The sequence below is a fragment of the Cryptosporangium sp. NPDC051539 genome (genome assembly GCF_044454545.1).
GTDB lineage: Bacteria > Actinomycetota > Actinomycetes > Mycobacteriales > Cryptosporangiaceae > Cryptosporangium.
Window position 1 is genome coordinate 58,369 of the sequence record NZ_JBITDV010000021.1, and the last position, 13,425, is coordinate 71,793.

At 71.7% G+C, this 13,425-nt stretch carries 11 protein-coding genes; 4 read left to right on the forward strand and 7 right to left on the reverse strand.

The annotated features are described in order from the left end of the window. The first annotated feature begins 34 nt into the window (after window positions 1-34). Window positions 35-703 carry a Type 1 glutamine amidotransferase-like domain-containing protein gene (locus tag ACIBZJ_RS41575; protein ID WP_395939117.1) on the forward strand — a complete coding sequence of 223 codons (669 nt, stop codon included), beginning with the start codon at window positions 35-37 and terminating at the stop codon, window positions 701-703. Between the two features lie 21 nt (window positions 704-724). Here ACIBZJ_RS41575 and ACIBZJ_RS41580 read toward each other — a convergent pair whose 3' ends face one another. After that, window positions 725-1,903 carry an FAD-dependent monooxygenase gene (locus ACIBZJ_RS41580; RefSeq protein WP_395939118.1) on the reverse strand — a complete coding sequence of 393 codons (1,179 nt, stop codon included), beginning with the start codon at window positions 1,901-1,903 and terminating at the stop codon, window positions 725-727. Between the two features lie 74 nt (window positions 1,904-1,977). Between ACIBZJ_RS41580 and ACIBZJ_RS41585 the strand changes: the two genes are divergently transcribed. Continuing rightward, window positions 1,978-2,772, forward strand: coding sequence for an AraC family transcriptional regulator (locus ACIBZJ_RS41585; protein ID WP_395939119.1), 795 nt, complete (start codon window positions 1,978-1,980; stop codon window positions 2,770-2,772). Window positions 2,773-2,811: 39 nt separating this feature from the next. Here ACIBZJ_RS41585 and ACIBZJ_RS41590 read toward each other — a convergent pair whose 3' ends face one another. The 3 genes from ACIBZJ_RS41590 to ACIBZJ_RS41600 form a co-directional block, all read right to left on the reverse strand. Continuing rightward, window positions 2,812-5,865, reverse strand: coding sequence for a phosphatidylglycerol lysyltransferase domain-containing protein (locus tag ACIBZJ_RS41590; RefSeq protein ID WP_395939120.1), 3,054 nt, complete (start codon window positions 5,863-5,865; stop codon window positions 2,812-2,814). Window positions 5,866-5,945: 80 nt separating this feature from the next. Then, window positions 5,946-7,139, reverse strand: a complete 1,194-nt coding sequence (locus ACIBZJ_RS41595) for an alpha/beta hydrolase (RefSeq protein ID WP_395939121.1) — start codon at window positions 7,137-7,139, stop codon at window positions 5,946-5,948. 144 nt (window positions 7,140-7,283) lie between these two features. Further along, the gene (locus ACIBZJ_RS41600) at window positions 7,284-8,627 is read right to left on the reverse strand and encodes a sensor histidine kinase (RefSeq protein ID WP_395939122.1); all 1,344 of its coding nucleotides are present in this window, start codon (window positions 8,625-8,627) and stop codon (window positions 7,284-7,286) included. An 87-nt stretch (window positions 8,628-8,714) separates the two neighbouring features. Here ACIBZJ_RS41600 and ACIBZJ_RS41605 point away from each other — a divergent pair, with 87 nt between their 5' ends. Then, window positions 8,715-9,389, forward strand: a complete 675-nt coding sequence (locus ACIBZJ_RS41605; RefSeq protein WP_395939123.1) for a response regulator transcription factor — start codon at window positions 8,715-8,717, stop codon at window positions 9,387-9,389. On the opposite strand, the gene ACIBZJ_RS41610 is transcribed toward ACIBZJ_RS41605, so the two are convergent. Genes ACIBZJ_RS41610 through tkt form a run of 3 tightly spaced genes read right to left on the reverse strand, consistent with a single transcriptional unit; the run spans window position 9,386 to window position 12,291 of the window. Then, window positions 9,386-9,610 (reverse strand): transaldolase family protein, encoded by a 225-nt coding sequence (locus ACIBZJ_RS41610; protein WP_395939125.1) that lies wholly within the window; start codon window positions 9,608-9,610, stop codon window positions 9,386-9,388. The genes ACIBZJ_RS41605 and ACIBZJ_RS41610 overlap by 4 nt on opposite strands. Further along, the gene (locus ACIBZJ_RS41615) at window positions 9,592-10,140 is read right to left on the reverse strand and encodes a transaldolase family protein (RefSeq protein WP_395939174.1); all 549 of its coding nucleotides are present in this window, start codon (window positions 10,138-10,140) and stop codon (window positions 9,592-9,594) included. Before ACIBZJ_RS41615 ends, ACIBZJ_RS41610 begins: the two co-directional genes overlap by 19 nt. Before the next feature lie 39 nt (window positions 10,141-10,179). Beyond that, window positions 10,180-12,291 (reverse strand): transketolase, encoded by a 2,112-nt coding sequence (tkt, locus tag ACIBZJ_RS41620; RefSeq protein WP_395939175.1) that lies wholly within the window; start codon window positions 12,289-12,291, stop codon window positions 10,180-10,182. A 364-nt stretch (window positions 12,292-12,655) separates the two neighbouring features. On the opposite strand from tkt, the gene ACIBZJ_RS41625 reads away from it, so the two are divergent. Continuing rightward, window positions 12,656-13,318 (forward strand): HAD family hydrolase, encoded by a 663-nt coding sequence (locus ACIBZJ_RS41625; protein ID WP_395939126.1) that lies wholly within the window; start codon window positions 12,656-12,658, stop codon window positions 13,316-13,318. Window positions 13,319-13,425: the final 107 nt, after the last annotated feature.

Here is a 13,425-nt window from a genome sequence, read left to right on the forward strand (position 1 = left end):
ATCGGTAGCCGGGCACCGAACTACGCTGCGCCCCATGAAGCTCCTACTGACGTCGGGCGGCGTCACGAACCCGAGCATCCACTCGGCGCTGGTCCAGCTGCTCGGCAAGCCGATCGACGAGTGCCACGCCCTGTTCGTCCCGACAGCACAGTGGGGCCATCCGATGTGCGATCCGACGTCGGTGCAACGATCGATCGTCGGCCACCCCGCGTCCGGTCGGCAGTACCTGTCCGGCCTGGGCTGGGCGTCGCTCGGCGTCCTCGAGCTCACCGCGCTGCCCACGATCGGCCCGGAACGATGGATCCCCTGGGTCCGGGAGGCCGACGTGCTCCTGGCCGACGGCGGCGAGGCGACCTATCTGGCCCACTGGATGCGCGAGTCCGGGCTGGCCGACCTGCTGCCGTCGCTCCCCGAGACGGTCTGGGTGGGAGTGAGCGCGGGAAGCATGGTGATGACGCCCCGGATCGGGACGTACTTCGTCGAATGGCCGTCGGCGCCGGACGATCGTGCGCTCGGGCTCGTCGGCTTCTCGATCTTCCCGCACCTCAATTTCTTCCCCACGAACACTCCCGCGGACGCGGAGCGGTGGGCCGCCGAGATCGGGGTTCCGGCCTACGCCATCGACGAGCAGACCGCCATCCAGGTCGTCGACGGCACGGTCGAGGTGATCTCCGAGGGGCAGTGGTCGAAATTCGAGTCCTGACCGCCGGCGCCGATCGGTCGATCAGGGACGAGCCGGCGATCGGTAGTCCTTCAGCGCGAGGTCCACGACCAGGGTTCCGAAGTCGGCGAAGTCTCCCGGGCCGGCCTGGCCGTCGTCGTCGTGATTCCGGTCGTTGAGTCGGCGTGCGGCGGCCTGGTTGTCGAGGACGTAGTCACGGATCTCGTCTTCGTAGCGGGTGATGCCGGCCGCCGGGTCGGCGGCGGAGCCGGCGAGCTCGCCGGCCAGGACGTAGGCGCCGACCAGGGCCATCGACGCACCCTGGCCGGTGGTGAGGGAGACGGCGTAGCCCGCGTCGCCGACCAACGCGACGCGGTTCCTGGTCCAGTGGTCCATGACGACCTGGACGCGGGCGTCGAAGTGGAACCCCGACGCGTCGTGTCTCATGTGTTCGAGGATCTGCGGGACCACCCAGCCCAGACCGGCGGACCGTTCGGCCAGCAGGCGCTTCTGGGCGTCCTCGTCGCGGTAGTCGTACCCGACCGGTTCGTCGCTCTGGAAGCCCAGGTAGGCGCGGGCGGTGCCGCTGCCGTCGAGGCCGATCAGCCCGGCTCCGGCGTCGTCACCGCCCATCAGGAACGTTTGCCAGCGGTCGAGGCCGAGGAAGTTGGGAATCGTCATGATCGCCACGTAGCCGCCCAGGTAGCGCAGGAACGGCTCTTCGGGGCCGAACACCAGGCGGCGGGTGCCCGAATGCGTCCCGTCGGCGCCGATCACGACGTCGAACCGGGCCGGCGCGCCGCGGGCGAACCACACGTCGACGCCGTGGTCGTCCTGCCGGAGGCCGGTGATCCGGTCGTCGAACACGAACCGGACGCCCGGCCCGCAGGCGTCGTGGAGGACCTCGACGAGGTCGTCGCGCAGGACCTCGAGGTCGTCGGAGTCCAGGCGTCCGCCGGTCAGGGTGCGTTCGGTCGTGCGGTAGATCTCCGTGCCGGAGTCGTCGACCATCGACATTCCGCGCAACCGTGTGGTGCGCCGACGGAACTCGTCCAGGACACCCATGCGTCGGGCCACGTCGAGAGCGGGCCCGCGGACGTCGAGTGCCTGACCGCCCGGGCGCAAGCCGGGGGAGCGCTCGACCACGGTCACCGCGAAGCCGTAACGCTCGAGCCAGTAGGCGGCGGTCAACCCCGCGACACTCGCGCCGGAGACCAGAATCTGGCTGTTCTTACCTGACATCGCCGATACCGACTTCCCTCGTCGTTTGACGTGGTCGACGCTAGAACGGCCGGCGCGCGCATGGCGGCCAACCGATGCCCCGAAACGGCCAACGCCGGGTGTCGGAGCCCGTCACCGGCGGCTCGGGCGGCAGCATCGATCGGGTGAACACCCCGTCGCCGATCCTGAGCATCGACCGAGGCGAGTCCGCGCCGCGCGACGACCTCGGAGTGCACGCGCATCCCGAACCGAAGCTGCTCTGGACCTGGACGGCGACGATCCTGGTGACGGCCGCGGAACGCGACTGGCTCGTCCCACCCGGCTACGGGCTGTGGATCCCCGGCGGCGTCGAACACGGCGGCGCGGTCCTGCGAGCCGGTGCGGGATCCGCGATCACGTTCGATCCGGCGACCTGCCCGATCACCTGGTCCCGGCCCACCGGCGTCGCCGGAGGCCCGCTGCTGCGGGAGCTGATCACGTACCTCTACGAGACCGATGTGCACCGGCTCCACGCCGAAACGCTCATGTTCAGCCTTCTGACGCCGGTGCCGCCGTTCGACATCCACGTCACGATGCCGACCGACCCGCGCCTCCGGGTCATCTCCGAACGGCTCGTCGCGGACCCGGCCGACTCCCGCGAGCTGGCCGCCTGGGCCGACTACACCCACGCCGGCCTGCGGACCCTGGCCCGGCTGTTCCCGCACGAGACCGGTCTGAGCTTCGCCCGCTGGCGCACCCAGGTCCGGGTCCGCGCGGCGATCCCGATGCTGGCCGCGGGAGTGGCCGTCGAAACGGTGGCCCGGCGCGTCGGCTACCAGAAGGCGGGCGCCTTCATCGCGGCGTTCCGCCGCGTCACCGGCCAGACCCCCGGCACCTACCTCCGGCCCTGACACCCGGACGCACCCCTCCGCCCGGATCGCCACTCGCTCCTACGCCCGCCGCACGCGCTCCGGCCCGGCTTGAGCACCTTCCACTGCCGTCGCGACCGGGGGACGCTGACGCAGCAGGCGTCCGAGCAGGGGAATCTCGGTCAGCCCCTCGGCGTCGGCGATGGCCAGGCCCTGTGGTGCCACGGTGCTGAGGTCGCTCACGACGACGTAGCGGGGACGCCACAACGGTCGGAACTTGTCGTTGTAGTGCCACAGCGTCTCCATCTGGGTGCCGTCGGAGAAGCGGTGCAAGAGTTGCCGCTGGAGCTCGCTGAGCGGACCGCTCCCGCGCTCGCCGGCCAGCACCGCACGCATGACCGCGAAATTGAGGCCCAGGCCCCACCCGCCCCCGGCCTTGAGGTGGCCGATCGTCTCGATGATGACGAAGTCGGTCAGGCCGTTGGGCAGGTCCTCGTCGGTGCGGCGCCGCATCAGATCCAGCGACCAGCCGTTCAGGTCGGCGGCCGGAACCCACTGGCAAAAGGCGTCCGGCCGTCCGTCGGGGGCGTGGGCGACAGCGAGCAGGAGTTCGGTGTCGCGGGGGTCGCAGAGCCGGGAGAGCGTCATCGAGAAACCGCGTTCGGTCTGGCCCACCCGACTCTCGGTGGCCAACTCCCGCAGCTCGTCGGCGAGCTCCGCAGAGAGGGTCGCCGGGTCGTAGAAGCGGACGGTGTAGCCGGCCTTGCGTACCCGGTTGTAAGCGCCTCGGAGGCTCTTCGCGGAGCGCCCCTCGAGGGAGAAGGCCGTGCAGTCCACGATCGCTTCGTCGCCGAGGTAGACCGGGCGTAAGCCCCCGGCCCGGTAGGTCGGCAACCAGCCTTCACCGGCACCCAGCACGCTGATCGGCCAGCCGTGACGGTCGGCGAACGCGGTGAATTGCGCCCACGCGTCGGCGTGTTGCTCGGGCGGACCGATCGGGTCGGGCGAGACCAGGCAGACACCGTTGCGCACGGCGTAGGCGACCAGGCAGTCGGCGGTGAAGAACCAACTCTTGTCGTCACGGAGCGCGAAGTAGTCGAGGGTGCCGCCGCCGTAGCGGGCGACGATGCGCCGGGCGCGAGCCAGATCGGTGGCGTGGTCGGCGGCGTTCGGTGTGGACACCCGCCGCGGCCGGAGCAGAGCCCAGCTCAGCGCGATCAGCAAGCTGATTCCCGCGGCGATCAGAGCCGGGGTGAGCAGGGCCCCGTCGGTCGGCAGCGGCAGGGAGCGTTGGCCGATCAGGCGTTCGGCGACCGCACCGGCGGTCTCGCCTGCGGTGTCGGTGGCTCCGGTGGTGAGCACGAGTGCGGTGCTGACCAGTGCGACGAACCCGGTGCCCGTCGCCAGGAGGACGAGCACCCGGCGGAGCGCACGGCGATCGGGATGGGTCGGGAACGCGGCCCGGTGGTACGCCAGCCAGGCGGCGACCGACAGGGCCAGCCCGGCTTCCTCGACGTCGAGTCCCTTGATCAGATGCAGTCCGGCCGAACCGACCAGCAGGACGAGCGTCGTGGCCCAGGCGACGCTGCGGCCGCGGTGCAGTCCCCAGGCCAACAGCAGCAGCGCGGTGCTGAGGAAGACGACCGCGGCGGCGGCGGCCTGCGGCGCCTGGACCGGCAGGACGTCCAGCAGCGCTTCGAAACGACCGCGGAAGGGGCTGGTCAGAGCTGAGCCGAGTCCGATGAGCGCGACCGCGGCGACCGCGAGCGCGGCGACGCTGCGGGTGCGCTCGAATTCGGCCCGGCGTCGCAGGCCCTCCTGCTCGAGCGGCCAGCCGGCCTGTCCCGGCAGTTCCGCCACGACCTGCGGCGCCTCGCCCCGCTGCCCCTCCCGGCGAGTCGTACGGCGCGCCGCCAGGCGCTCGAGCCCGGTGGACTCGCCGCTGGGAGTCTCGGCGACCACGAGGCGGATGCGCAGATCGCGCTGGACGTCGACTTCGACCCAGGCCCGCCGGAGCGCCGGGACGAAGACCGGCGGCAGGAAGAAGCGTCCGGGACGACGCTCGACGACCCGGGTGCCGCTGCCGGTGTTGGCGTAGAACCCGCCGGGCACCGGGGCGAGTTCCGGTTGGTGGGTGTGGCCGGTGATCAAACCGTCCAGACCCTGGGCGCACAGCGCGGACGCGGCGGTCAGGGGAGCGGCGTTGGAGCCGCGACCGCGGGGACCGAGCCCGCTACCGGCCAGAGCGCCGTATGCGGCCCGCGTGACCAGCCCGACCAGGAGGAGCATCAGCGCGAGATCGGCGAGGAACCCGACGCCCAGCAAGGATCCCCAGTGTTCGAGCCGCCCGGTCGCGGACGGGTGGGAGAGTAACCGGACCAGCGAGTGGACACGTAGTCCGAGCAGCACCACCAGCGGGATCAGCAACCACTTCGCGGCCGGCATCAGGTGCCGGTAGACCAGCCGCGAGCCGACGAACTCGCCGATCGCGTTCGGATCGGCCAGGTCGGGCACGTCGGACAGCAGCGGCGCCCGCCGGACGCCGGGCAGGATCTGCTGCACGACGTGCTGGCCGAGCGGTGAGTCGAGCGGATCACGCGGGTCGCTGAACGCGTTCGCCGGGTCGTACGCGTGCCCGTGCTCGCACCGCACCACCCGTCGTCCGGCCGGTGTGTCGAAGACCAGGTCGGCCTGGAGTGCCGGGCGAGCGCCGATCAGCTCCTGCAGCACGGCTGCGGAGACGCCGTCCCAGGCGATCGGCGCGTCGTGATTCCCGACGGTCAGCACCAGCGTCCGGCCCGGCTGCTCGGCGAAGCGGTGCAACGCCGTCGTCAGGTCGGGGTGGGCGGCCAGGGCACCGGCGACCGTGCCCTCGGGCTCGCCCCACAGCTCGATGCAGTCGCCGTTGAGGACGACCGCGCCCGGTCCCTCCCAGGAGCCGAGACGGGTCACCAGGTCGCGTTGCATCTGCTCGGTTGCGTGGCTGGGCGTCTGGCCCAGGTGCAGGTCGCTGCAGACGAGCACGGTCGCGTCGGCCGGCAGTTCGACGGTGATGCGGTCCGGCACGGCGAGCCGGGGTCCGGTGTTGCCGGGCCGCTCCGGGGTGCGGGTCGAGAGGATGGTCGCGGTGTTCATCGCGGTACTGCTCCCATCGCTGATCGGAATGGACGATCGGTCCCGGTGGGCGGTCCCGGCCGGCGCGGTGCGGATGGTCGTCATCGATGCTTCGCCCGGCCCCGTCCGGACGGGGCCGGTGACGCCGCCGTCGGCGACGCGACCGGCGTCGAGCTGGATTGGCCGCTCTCGACGACGGCAGGCGTGCTCGGCGCCGGGAGGCGGTGGCCGATCCAGTCCAGTGCCGGAGGTAACGCGGCGTTCCAGACCGTGGTGTTGTGCCCGCCGGAGGGCACGGTGACCACCGTGAGATCGGTGCCGGCGGGCACCGCGTGCCGGAACGGGGCGAGCTCGCGCATCGCGGCGTGGTCACCGCCGCTGGCGAAGAGGTAGAGAGCGGGCCGCACCGGGTGGTGCCGGACGAACCACCGCGGCGAGTTGTACTCACGGACACCCCGATTGCCGTGGTACAGGTTTCCGGTGGTGTTGTCGGTCAGCGCGGTGAAGTACCCGCTGAGCGACACCGCCGCGCGGTAGGTGCCGGGGTAGTGCAGCGCCATGTTGACCGCGCAGAAGCCGCCGGTGGAGAACCCGAGGGTCGCCCAGGACTCCGGTGACGTCGCGGTACGGAAGGACGACGCGATGTCGGCGGGTACGTCCCGGGCGAGGTAGGTCTCGTTCTGCTGCCCGTCGACGGCATCCACGCACTCACCGTCGTGGGTGTCGTACTCGTACGGCGCGACCGCGATCACCGGCGGAATCCGGTCGGCGGTGATCTCGGCGTCGAGCGTCGACGCGATCGGCAGCGCGTGCACCCAGTTGTGCGGGCTGCCGGAGTATCCGTGCAACAACTCGACGACGGGGAACCGCTCGGTGGGCCGGTTCGCGGCGAAGTAGGCCGCCGGGAGATAGACGTACCCGCTCCGATTGATGCCCGACCGCGGGCCGGGCATCGACCACGGGATGATGATGCCGTGCCCCTTCGCGGCCGCCGCCCTCCCGGCCGACAGATCGGAGGGGGGAACGCGTTCGTGCCGCGTCTGCGCCGCGGCGGTCAGCCGTTGGTCGGCCGGACTGTTGAACAGGTCGTCCCACGACGTGTAGAAGCCGAAGTAGCGGTTGACGCCGTCGCCGCTGATCGCGACGGGCAACACCATCACGAGCACCAGGCACGCCACTCGGGCCGGCCACGCCACCAGTCGGGGCCAGCGGTTCCAGCCGTACAGCAGAGCCGCCACGGCCAGCACCAAGGCGCCGCAGAGCAGTAGCAGGAACGGCAGTCCGAGCAACGTCATCGCAGTCTCCTCCGAGCCGACGGCGGCCGGTGGGATGGAAGTTCCGGGTGTCTGCGATGACGATGGCGCCGCGTCGATGACACGACGATGAAAATCCGCTGTGAGGGCCTTCACCCCGATGACCCGGCCGGGGTGATCCGGCGCTCAGGCTCCCGGGAGGGTCACCGTCACCACGGCGCCGCCCAGCGGTGCGCCGTTGCGCGCACCGACCGTGCCTTCGTGCGCGGCCACGATCGCCCGGACGATCGAGAGCCCGAGGCCCGCTCCGGAGCCGGTCGCGCGGGCGGTGTCACCGCGGACGAAGCGGTCGAACACCGAGGTGAGCAGCTCGGCCGGGAAGCCGGGGCCGTCGTCGGCGTGCTCGATCCAGGCTTTTGTGGCGCTCCGGCCGGTCGTGATCCGGACCACGGTCGCTCCGGCGGCGGCGCTGTTGGTGGTCAGGTTGATGAGGACCCGGCGGAGTTGATCGACGTCGACCGGTGCGTCGACGGGGTCACCCAGGACTTCGACGTCCAGTCCCGTGCCTCGGCGCAGCATGGGGGCCTCATCGGCCACGAACGCGGCCAGTTCGACCGGTCCGGGATTGCCGCGCAGTGCCCCGGCACGCTCCCGGGCGAGCAGCAACAGGTCCTCGCTCAACCGGGTGAGCCGTACCGCCTGCGCTTGGGCGGCCCGCAGCGACTGCTCCACCTCCGCCGGGTCGTCCAGCGCGGTCAGCGCCAGCTCCAGCTCACCGCGGAGCACGGCGATCGGCGTCCGCAGCTCGTGGCTGGCGTCGTCCACGAACGCTCGTTCCCGCGCGAAGGCCACCCGCAGCCGGTCGAGCATGCCGTCCAGCGTCGCCGCGAGCCGGGCTATCTCGTCGTGTCCCTCGGTCCGGGGCAGGCGCCGATCGTTGTCGAGGGACGAGATCGCAGCGGCCTCCCGGGTCAGCACGTCGACCGGCCGGAGCGCCGCGCGCACCACCAGCCAGCCCGCACCGCTCAGCGCCGCGATCAGCAGCGGTGCCGCGGCGGCCAGGCTGGTCAGGGCGTTGAGGCTGGCCCGGTCGACCACCCGTGCGGACGCCGCGACCGCCAGAACCTCCCCGGACCGGCCGATCGGCCGGCCCTCGACCCGCAGCGGGACGTCCAGGCTGCCGTGGCCGAGCTGCGTGGCGGTGTCGGTCAGCCACGGCCGGGTGGTGGACCGGACCTGGTCCACGCTGAGCAGCCGGCGACCGGCGAGCGCCGGCGATCCGGTCAGCACCGTCCCGTCCGACGCGTACAACTGGGCCAGCGGATCCGAGCTCACGACCCGGGTGTCCCGCGTCGCGATGCTCGCGGCCAGGTCTCGGCTCCGATACGTCAGGTCGGTGTCGAGCGTCTCCCTCAGCCGCTGATGAAGGAGGAAGTACAGGCCCGCGAGACACACGAGCAGCGCCAGCGCCGACCCGGCCGCGAAGATGACGACCAACCGGCTCCGCAGCGACCTGGGGCCCCAGCGCATGCCACCACTTCCCTACACCGTGAAGTCGGGCCGTCCCGGCCTCCCCGCCGCGCTCCGGGCGCGCCACCGACCTTTATCTTGGTACCCATGAGGCTGCTGGTCGTCGAAGACGACCCGGCCATGTCGGCGATGCTGGACCGCGGCCTGCGGCGCGCGGGTTACGCGGTCGACACGGTCGCCACCGGCACGGACGCGATCTGGCGGATCACCGAGACCGACTACGACGCCGTCGTGCTGGACGCGGTGATCCCTCCGCCCGACGGCTTCGAGGTGTGCCGGACCGTCCGCGCCGCCGACCGGTGGGTGCCCGTCCTCATGCTGACCGCCCGCGACCACGTCCAGGACCGCGTGCGGGGCCTGGACGCGGGCGCGGACGACTACCTCACCAAACCGTTCGCGCTCGACGAGCTCTTCGCCCGGGTCCGGGCCCTGACCCGCCGCGGGCCGCTGCCCCGCCCGACCACCTTGCGCGTCTCCGACCTCGCGCTGGACCCGGCCGCGCGCACCGCGCACCGCGGCGGTACGCCCCTGGACTTGTCCGCGAGGGAGTTCGCGTTGCTGCAGGAGTTCATGCGTCATCCGGGGGAGACGCTGAGCCGGACGCACCTGATCGAACACGTGTGGGACTTCGCCTACGAGGGCGGCTCGAACGTCGTCGACGTCTACGTTCGTCACCTCCGGGACAAGATCGACCGTCCGTTCGACCGCGACACGATCCAGACCCTGCGTGGTGTCGGTTACCGGCTCGATCCGGACGCCTAGCTCTTGGCTTCCAGCTCCGAGCGAACCGACCGGGTGAGTTCGTCCCACGAGTCGACGAACTTCTGGATGCCCTCGTCCTCGACGGTCGTGAACACGTCGTCGAGGTCGACCCCGGCGTCGGCCACGGCCTTCATCACCCGGGCCGCGTCGTCGTAGGCGTCCGGGATCGGTGCGCCGGGGCTGCCGTGGTCGGCGTAGGCCTTCATCGTCTTCTCCGGCATCGTGTCACGGTGCCCGGCGCGATGAGGTCGCTGACGTACAACGTGTCCGGGTAGTCGGCGTTCTTCACGCCGGTCGAGGCCCACAGCGGACGGTGCGGCTGCGCGCCGTGCTTCCGCAGCGCACGCCACCGGTCGGAGGAGAAGATCTCCTCGTAGGCCTGATAGGCCAGTTGCGCGTTCGCCAGCGCGGCCTTGCCCTTGAGCGCGGGGTCGGCGCCGGCCTTCTCCAAGCGGTCGTCGATCTCGGTGTCCACCCGGGAGACGAGGTTGGGCCGGTCGACCAGCCACCACAGGTGCGCCGCCTCCGCCGCCGTGGTCTCGGTGTCGCGGGCGACGCCGGGGGAGACCTCCAGCGACACCCGGCCGTCGCGGCCGGTGCGCTGCGCCACCGGCGCGAGCAGGTCGCAGGCGTCGCGGACGTCCGCGACGGTGATGGTCCGCAGCGCTTCCCCGACGCTGACGTTCCGGACCGCCATCGCGTGGACCTGGTCGTCGTAGGCGTCCGAGCCGCTGATCGCGGCGGCGAAAATCGTCGGGTTGGTGGTGACGCCGACGACGGAGAACGCGAGTCAGCGGTCCCCGGTCGCGGAATGCAGCACACCGGGGCTGTCCGGACCGGTGGGAGCGACGGGTGGGGCCTGGGCGGCGGCGAGGCTTTCGTGCGCGGCGGCCACGACGGCCTCGGACGTGAGACCGAACCGTTCGTAGAGCACGGTGTAGGCGGCGCTGGCACCGTAGTGGTCGAGGCCGACGATGCGACCGGCGTCGCCGACGAACTCCCTCCACCCCATCCTCACACCGGCCTCGACGCTGACCCGGGCGCGCACCGTGGGTGGCAGCACCTGCTCGCGGTAGCCGCGGTCCTGGGCAGCGAACCACTCCCAGCACGGCAGCGACACGACCCGGGCCGGGATCCCGTCGGCCTCGAGCGTCTCGCGGGCCGCGACCGCGATCTGCACCTCCGAGCCGGTGCCCAGGAGGATCACCTGCGGGGCGCCGCCGGAGGCCTCGGCCAGCACGTAACCGCCCCTGGCCGTCCCGTCGGTCGAGCCGAACCGTGTGCGGTCGAAGACCGGCAGGTTCTGCCGGGACAGCGCGAGCCCGGCCGGGCGGTCGCCGTGCTCGAGGATGGTGCGCCAGGCGACCGCGGTCTCGTTGGCGTCGGCCGGACGCACGAAGTCCAGGCCGGGGATGGCCCGCAGCGCCGCGTAGTGCTCGACCGGCTGATGGGTGGGGCCGTCCTCACCCAGCCCGATGGAGTCGTGCGTCCACACGTAGGTGACCGGCAGCTGCATGAGGGCGGCCAGCCGCACCGCGCCGCGCATGTAGTCGGAGAACGTGAGGAACGTTCCGCCGTAGACCCGGGTTCCGCCGTGCAGGGCGATGCCGTTCATGATCGCGCCCATGGCGTGCTCGCGGACGCCGAAATGGAGGGTGCGTCCGTACGGGCCGCCGCTCCACATCTTCGTCTGGCGGTTGGTGGGAAGGAACGACGCCTCACCCTTGACCGCGGTGTTGTTGCTCTCGGCCAGGTCGGCCGATCCGCCCCACAGCTCGGGCAGAACCGGATAGAGGGCGGACAGGACCTCACCGGACGCCTTGCGGGTGGCCACACCTTTGGAGTCGGCGTCCCAGGTGGGCAGCTCGCCGGCCCAGCCCTCGGGCAGCGTGCGGGTGGACAGGCGCTCGAGCAGCGCGGCGCCGTCGGGATCACCGGAGCGCCAGGCGTCGAAGCGCTGCTGCCACTGCGCGTGTGCCTGCTTCCCGCGTTCGGCCACCTGGCGGGCGTGCGTGAGCACCTCCGGGGCGACTTCGAACGTCTGGTCGGGGTCGAAGCCGAGGATCTCCTTCGTGGCGCGGACTTCGTCCTCGCCGAGCGCGGAGCCGTGCGCGGCGCCGGTGTTCTGCTTGTTGGGCGACGGCCAGCCGATGATCGTTCGCAGCACGATCAGCGACGGGCGGGCGGTCTCCTCCCTGGCCGCGCCCAGCGCCCGGTCGACCGCGGCCAGGTCTTCGCCGTCCGGCACGTGCTGGACGTGCCAGCCGTAGGCCGCGTAACGGGCACCGACGTCCTCGGTGAAGGCGATCTGGGTGTCGTCCTCGATCGAGATCCGGTTGTCGTCGTAGACCAGCACCAGGTTGCCGAGTTCCTGCGTGCCGGCCAGCGACGAGGCTTCACCGCTGACGCCCTCCTCCAGGTCACCGTCGGAAGCGAACGCCCAGACGGTGTGGTCGAACACGCTCTCACCCTCCGGAGCGTCGGGGTCGAGCAGGCCGCGCTCACGGCGGGCGGCCATCGCCATGCCGACGGCGTTGCCGACGCCCTGGCCCAGCGGGCCGGTCGTCGTCTCCACGCCCGGGGTGTGGTTGACCTCGGGATGGCCGGGAGTCAGCGAGCCCCAGGTGCGCAGCGCCTGCAGGTCGGAGAGCTCCAGCCCGTAACCCGAGAGGAAGAGCTGGAGGTAGAGCGTGAGGCTGGAGTGGCCCATCGACAGGACGAAACGGTCGCGCCCTGTCCACTGCGGCTCGCTCGGATCGTGCCGCAGCCACTTCTGGAACAGCAGATACGCGGTGGGGGCCAGGCTCATCGCGGTGCCGGGGTGTCCGTTGCCGACTTTCTGCACCGCGTCCATGGAGAGGACCCGCACCGTGTCGATCGCGCGGCGGTCGAGTTCGCCCATCCCGTCGGGCAGGCTCGGTCGCGGCTGGGACGGGTTACCCGTGGGGGCATCGCTCGCCGCCTCGGCCGGGGCTTCGGGGCGGGTGCTCTCGGTGCCGGCGGCGGGATCCGACTCGGTGGAGGTCATCGGTTTCAGTGCTCCTTCGACTGGGCGGTGGCCGTTCGAATCGCGTGAGTGAGTCCGTCGCCTCGTCCGGGGAGCGTCGGCCGGCGTCCGGCTGAGCGGCGCGCTCGGCAGCGCCGGCGCGCTCGGCGGTGCCGGCGACGGCGCCGCTGGTAGCGGCCTGCTGCCGCTTGCGGCGCGGGTACCCGTCGTCTCTTCGCCCAAACCGTGTGGCGGCCCTTCTGCCGGGTAGACGGGACCCATGGCCGATACCGCGATCTTCGACGTCGACGGCACTCTCGTGGACACCAACTACCAGCACGCCCTGGCGTGGTTCCGTGCGTTCCGCCGGTACGGCATCACCCGGCCGATGTGGCGCATCCACCGCGGCATCGGGATGGGCGGGGACATGTTCGTGTCGGAGGTCGGCAGCCGGGAGATCGAAGAAACACACGGGGACGACCTGCGCGCCGCGTGGGTGGAGGAGTTCGACCAGCTCATCGACGAGATCCAGCCCTTCGAGGGCGCTCACGAGCTGCTGGCCGACGTCAAGGACCGGGGTTTCCGTCTGGTCCTGGCGAGTTCGGGCAAGAGTCAGCACGTCGAGAAGTTCCTCGACCTCCTCGACGGCAAGTCCCTCGCCGACGCGTGGACCACCTCCGACGACGTGGAGAAGAGCAAACCCGAGCCCGACATCGTGGCGACCGCGCTGGCCAAGGTCGAGGGGGCCGGCGGCATCATGATCGGGGACTCGGTCTTCGATGCCCGGGCGGCGGCCAAGCTTCAGATCCCCACGCTCGCGGTCCGGACCGGGGGGTTCTCGGTCGGGGAGTTGCTGGAAGCCGGAGCCCTGCAGGTCTTCGACTCGCTGGTCGCGTTCCGCCAGGCACTGGACGGCACCCCGCTGGCTCGCGCCGGCCGCTGAACGGAGCTCGGACACACGGCGTCACCCCGTGGGCTCCCGGACGGCCGCGGGCCCCAGCCCGGGTGGCCCCAGCCCGGGTGGCCCCAGGCCGGTGGGCCCCAGCCCGG

Coding starts and splice junctions, on each gene's coding strand:
- ACIBZJ_RS41600 (WP_395939122.1), bottom strand. CDS start 8,627: ATGCGCTGGGGCCCCAGGTCGCTGCGGAGCCGGTTGGTCGTCATCTTC.
- ACIBZJ_RS41610 (WP_395939125.1), bottom strand. CDS start 9,610: ATGCCGGAGAAGACGATGAAGGCCTACGCCGACCACGGCAGCCCCGGC.
- ACIBZJ_RS41575 (WP_395939117.1), top strand. CDS start 35: ATGAAGCTCCTACTGACGTCGGGCGGCGTCACGAACCCGAGCATCCAC.
- ACIBZJ_RS41580 (WP_395939118.1), bottom strand. CDS start 1,903: ATGTCAGGTAAGAACAGCCAGATTCTGGTCTCCGGCGCGAGTGTCGCG.
- ACIBZJ_RS41590 (WP_395939120.1), bottom strand. CDS start 5,865: ATGAACACCGCGACCATCCTCTCGACCCGCACCCCGGAGCGGCCCGGC.
- ACIBZJ_RS41605 (WP_395939123.1), top strand. CDS start 8,715: ATGAGGCTGCTGGTCGTCGAAGACGACCCGGCCATGTCGGCGATGCTG.
- ACIBZJ_RS41625 (WP_395939126.1), top strand. CDS start 12,656: ATGGCCGATACCGCGATCTTCGACGTCGACGGCACTCTCGTGGACACC.
- ACIBZJ_RS41585 (WP_395939119.1), top strand. CDS start 1,978: ATGCCCCGAAACGGCCAACGCCGGGTGTCGGAGCCCGTCACCGGCGGC.
- ACIBZJ_RS41595 (WP_395939121.1), bottom strand. CDS start 7,139: ATGACGTTGCTCGGACTGCCGTTCCTGCTACTGCTCTGCGGCGCCTTG.
- tkt (WP_395939175.1), bottom strand. CDS start 12,291: ATGGGCGAACTCGACCGCCGCGCGATCGACACGGTGCGGGTCCTCTCC.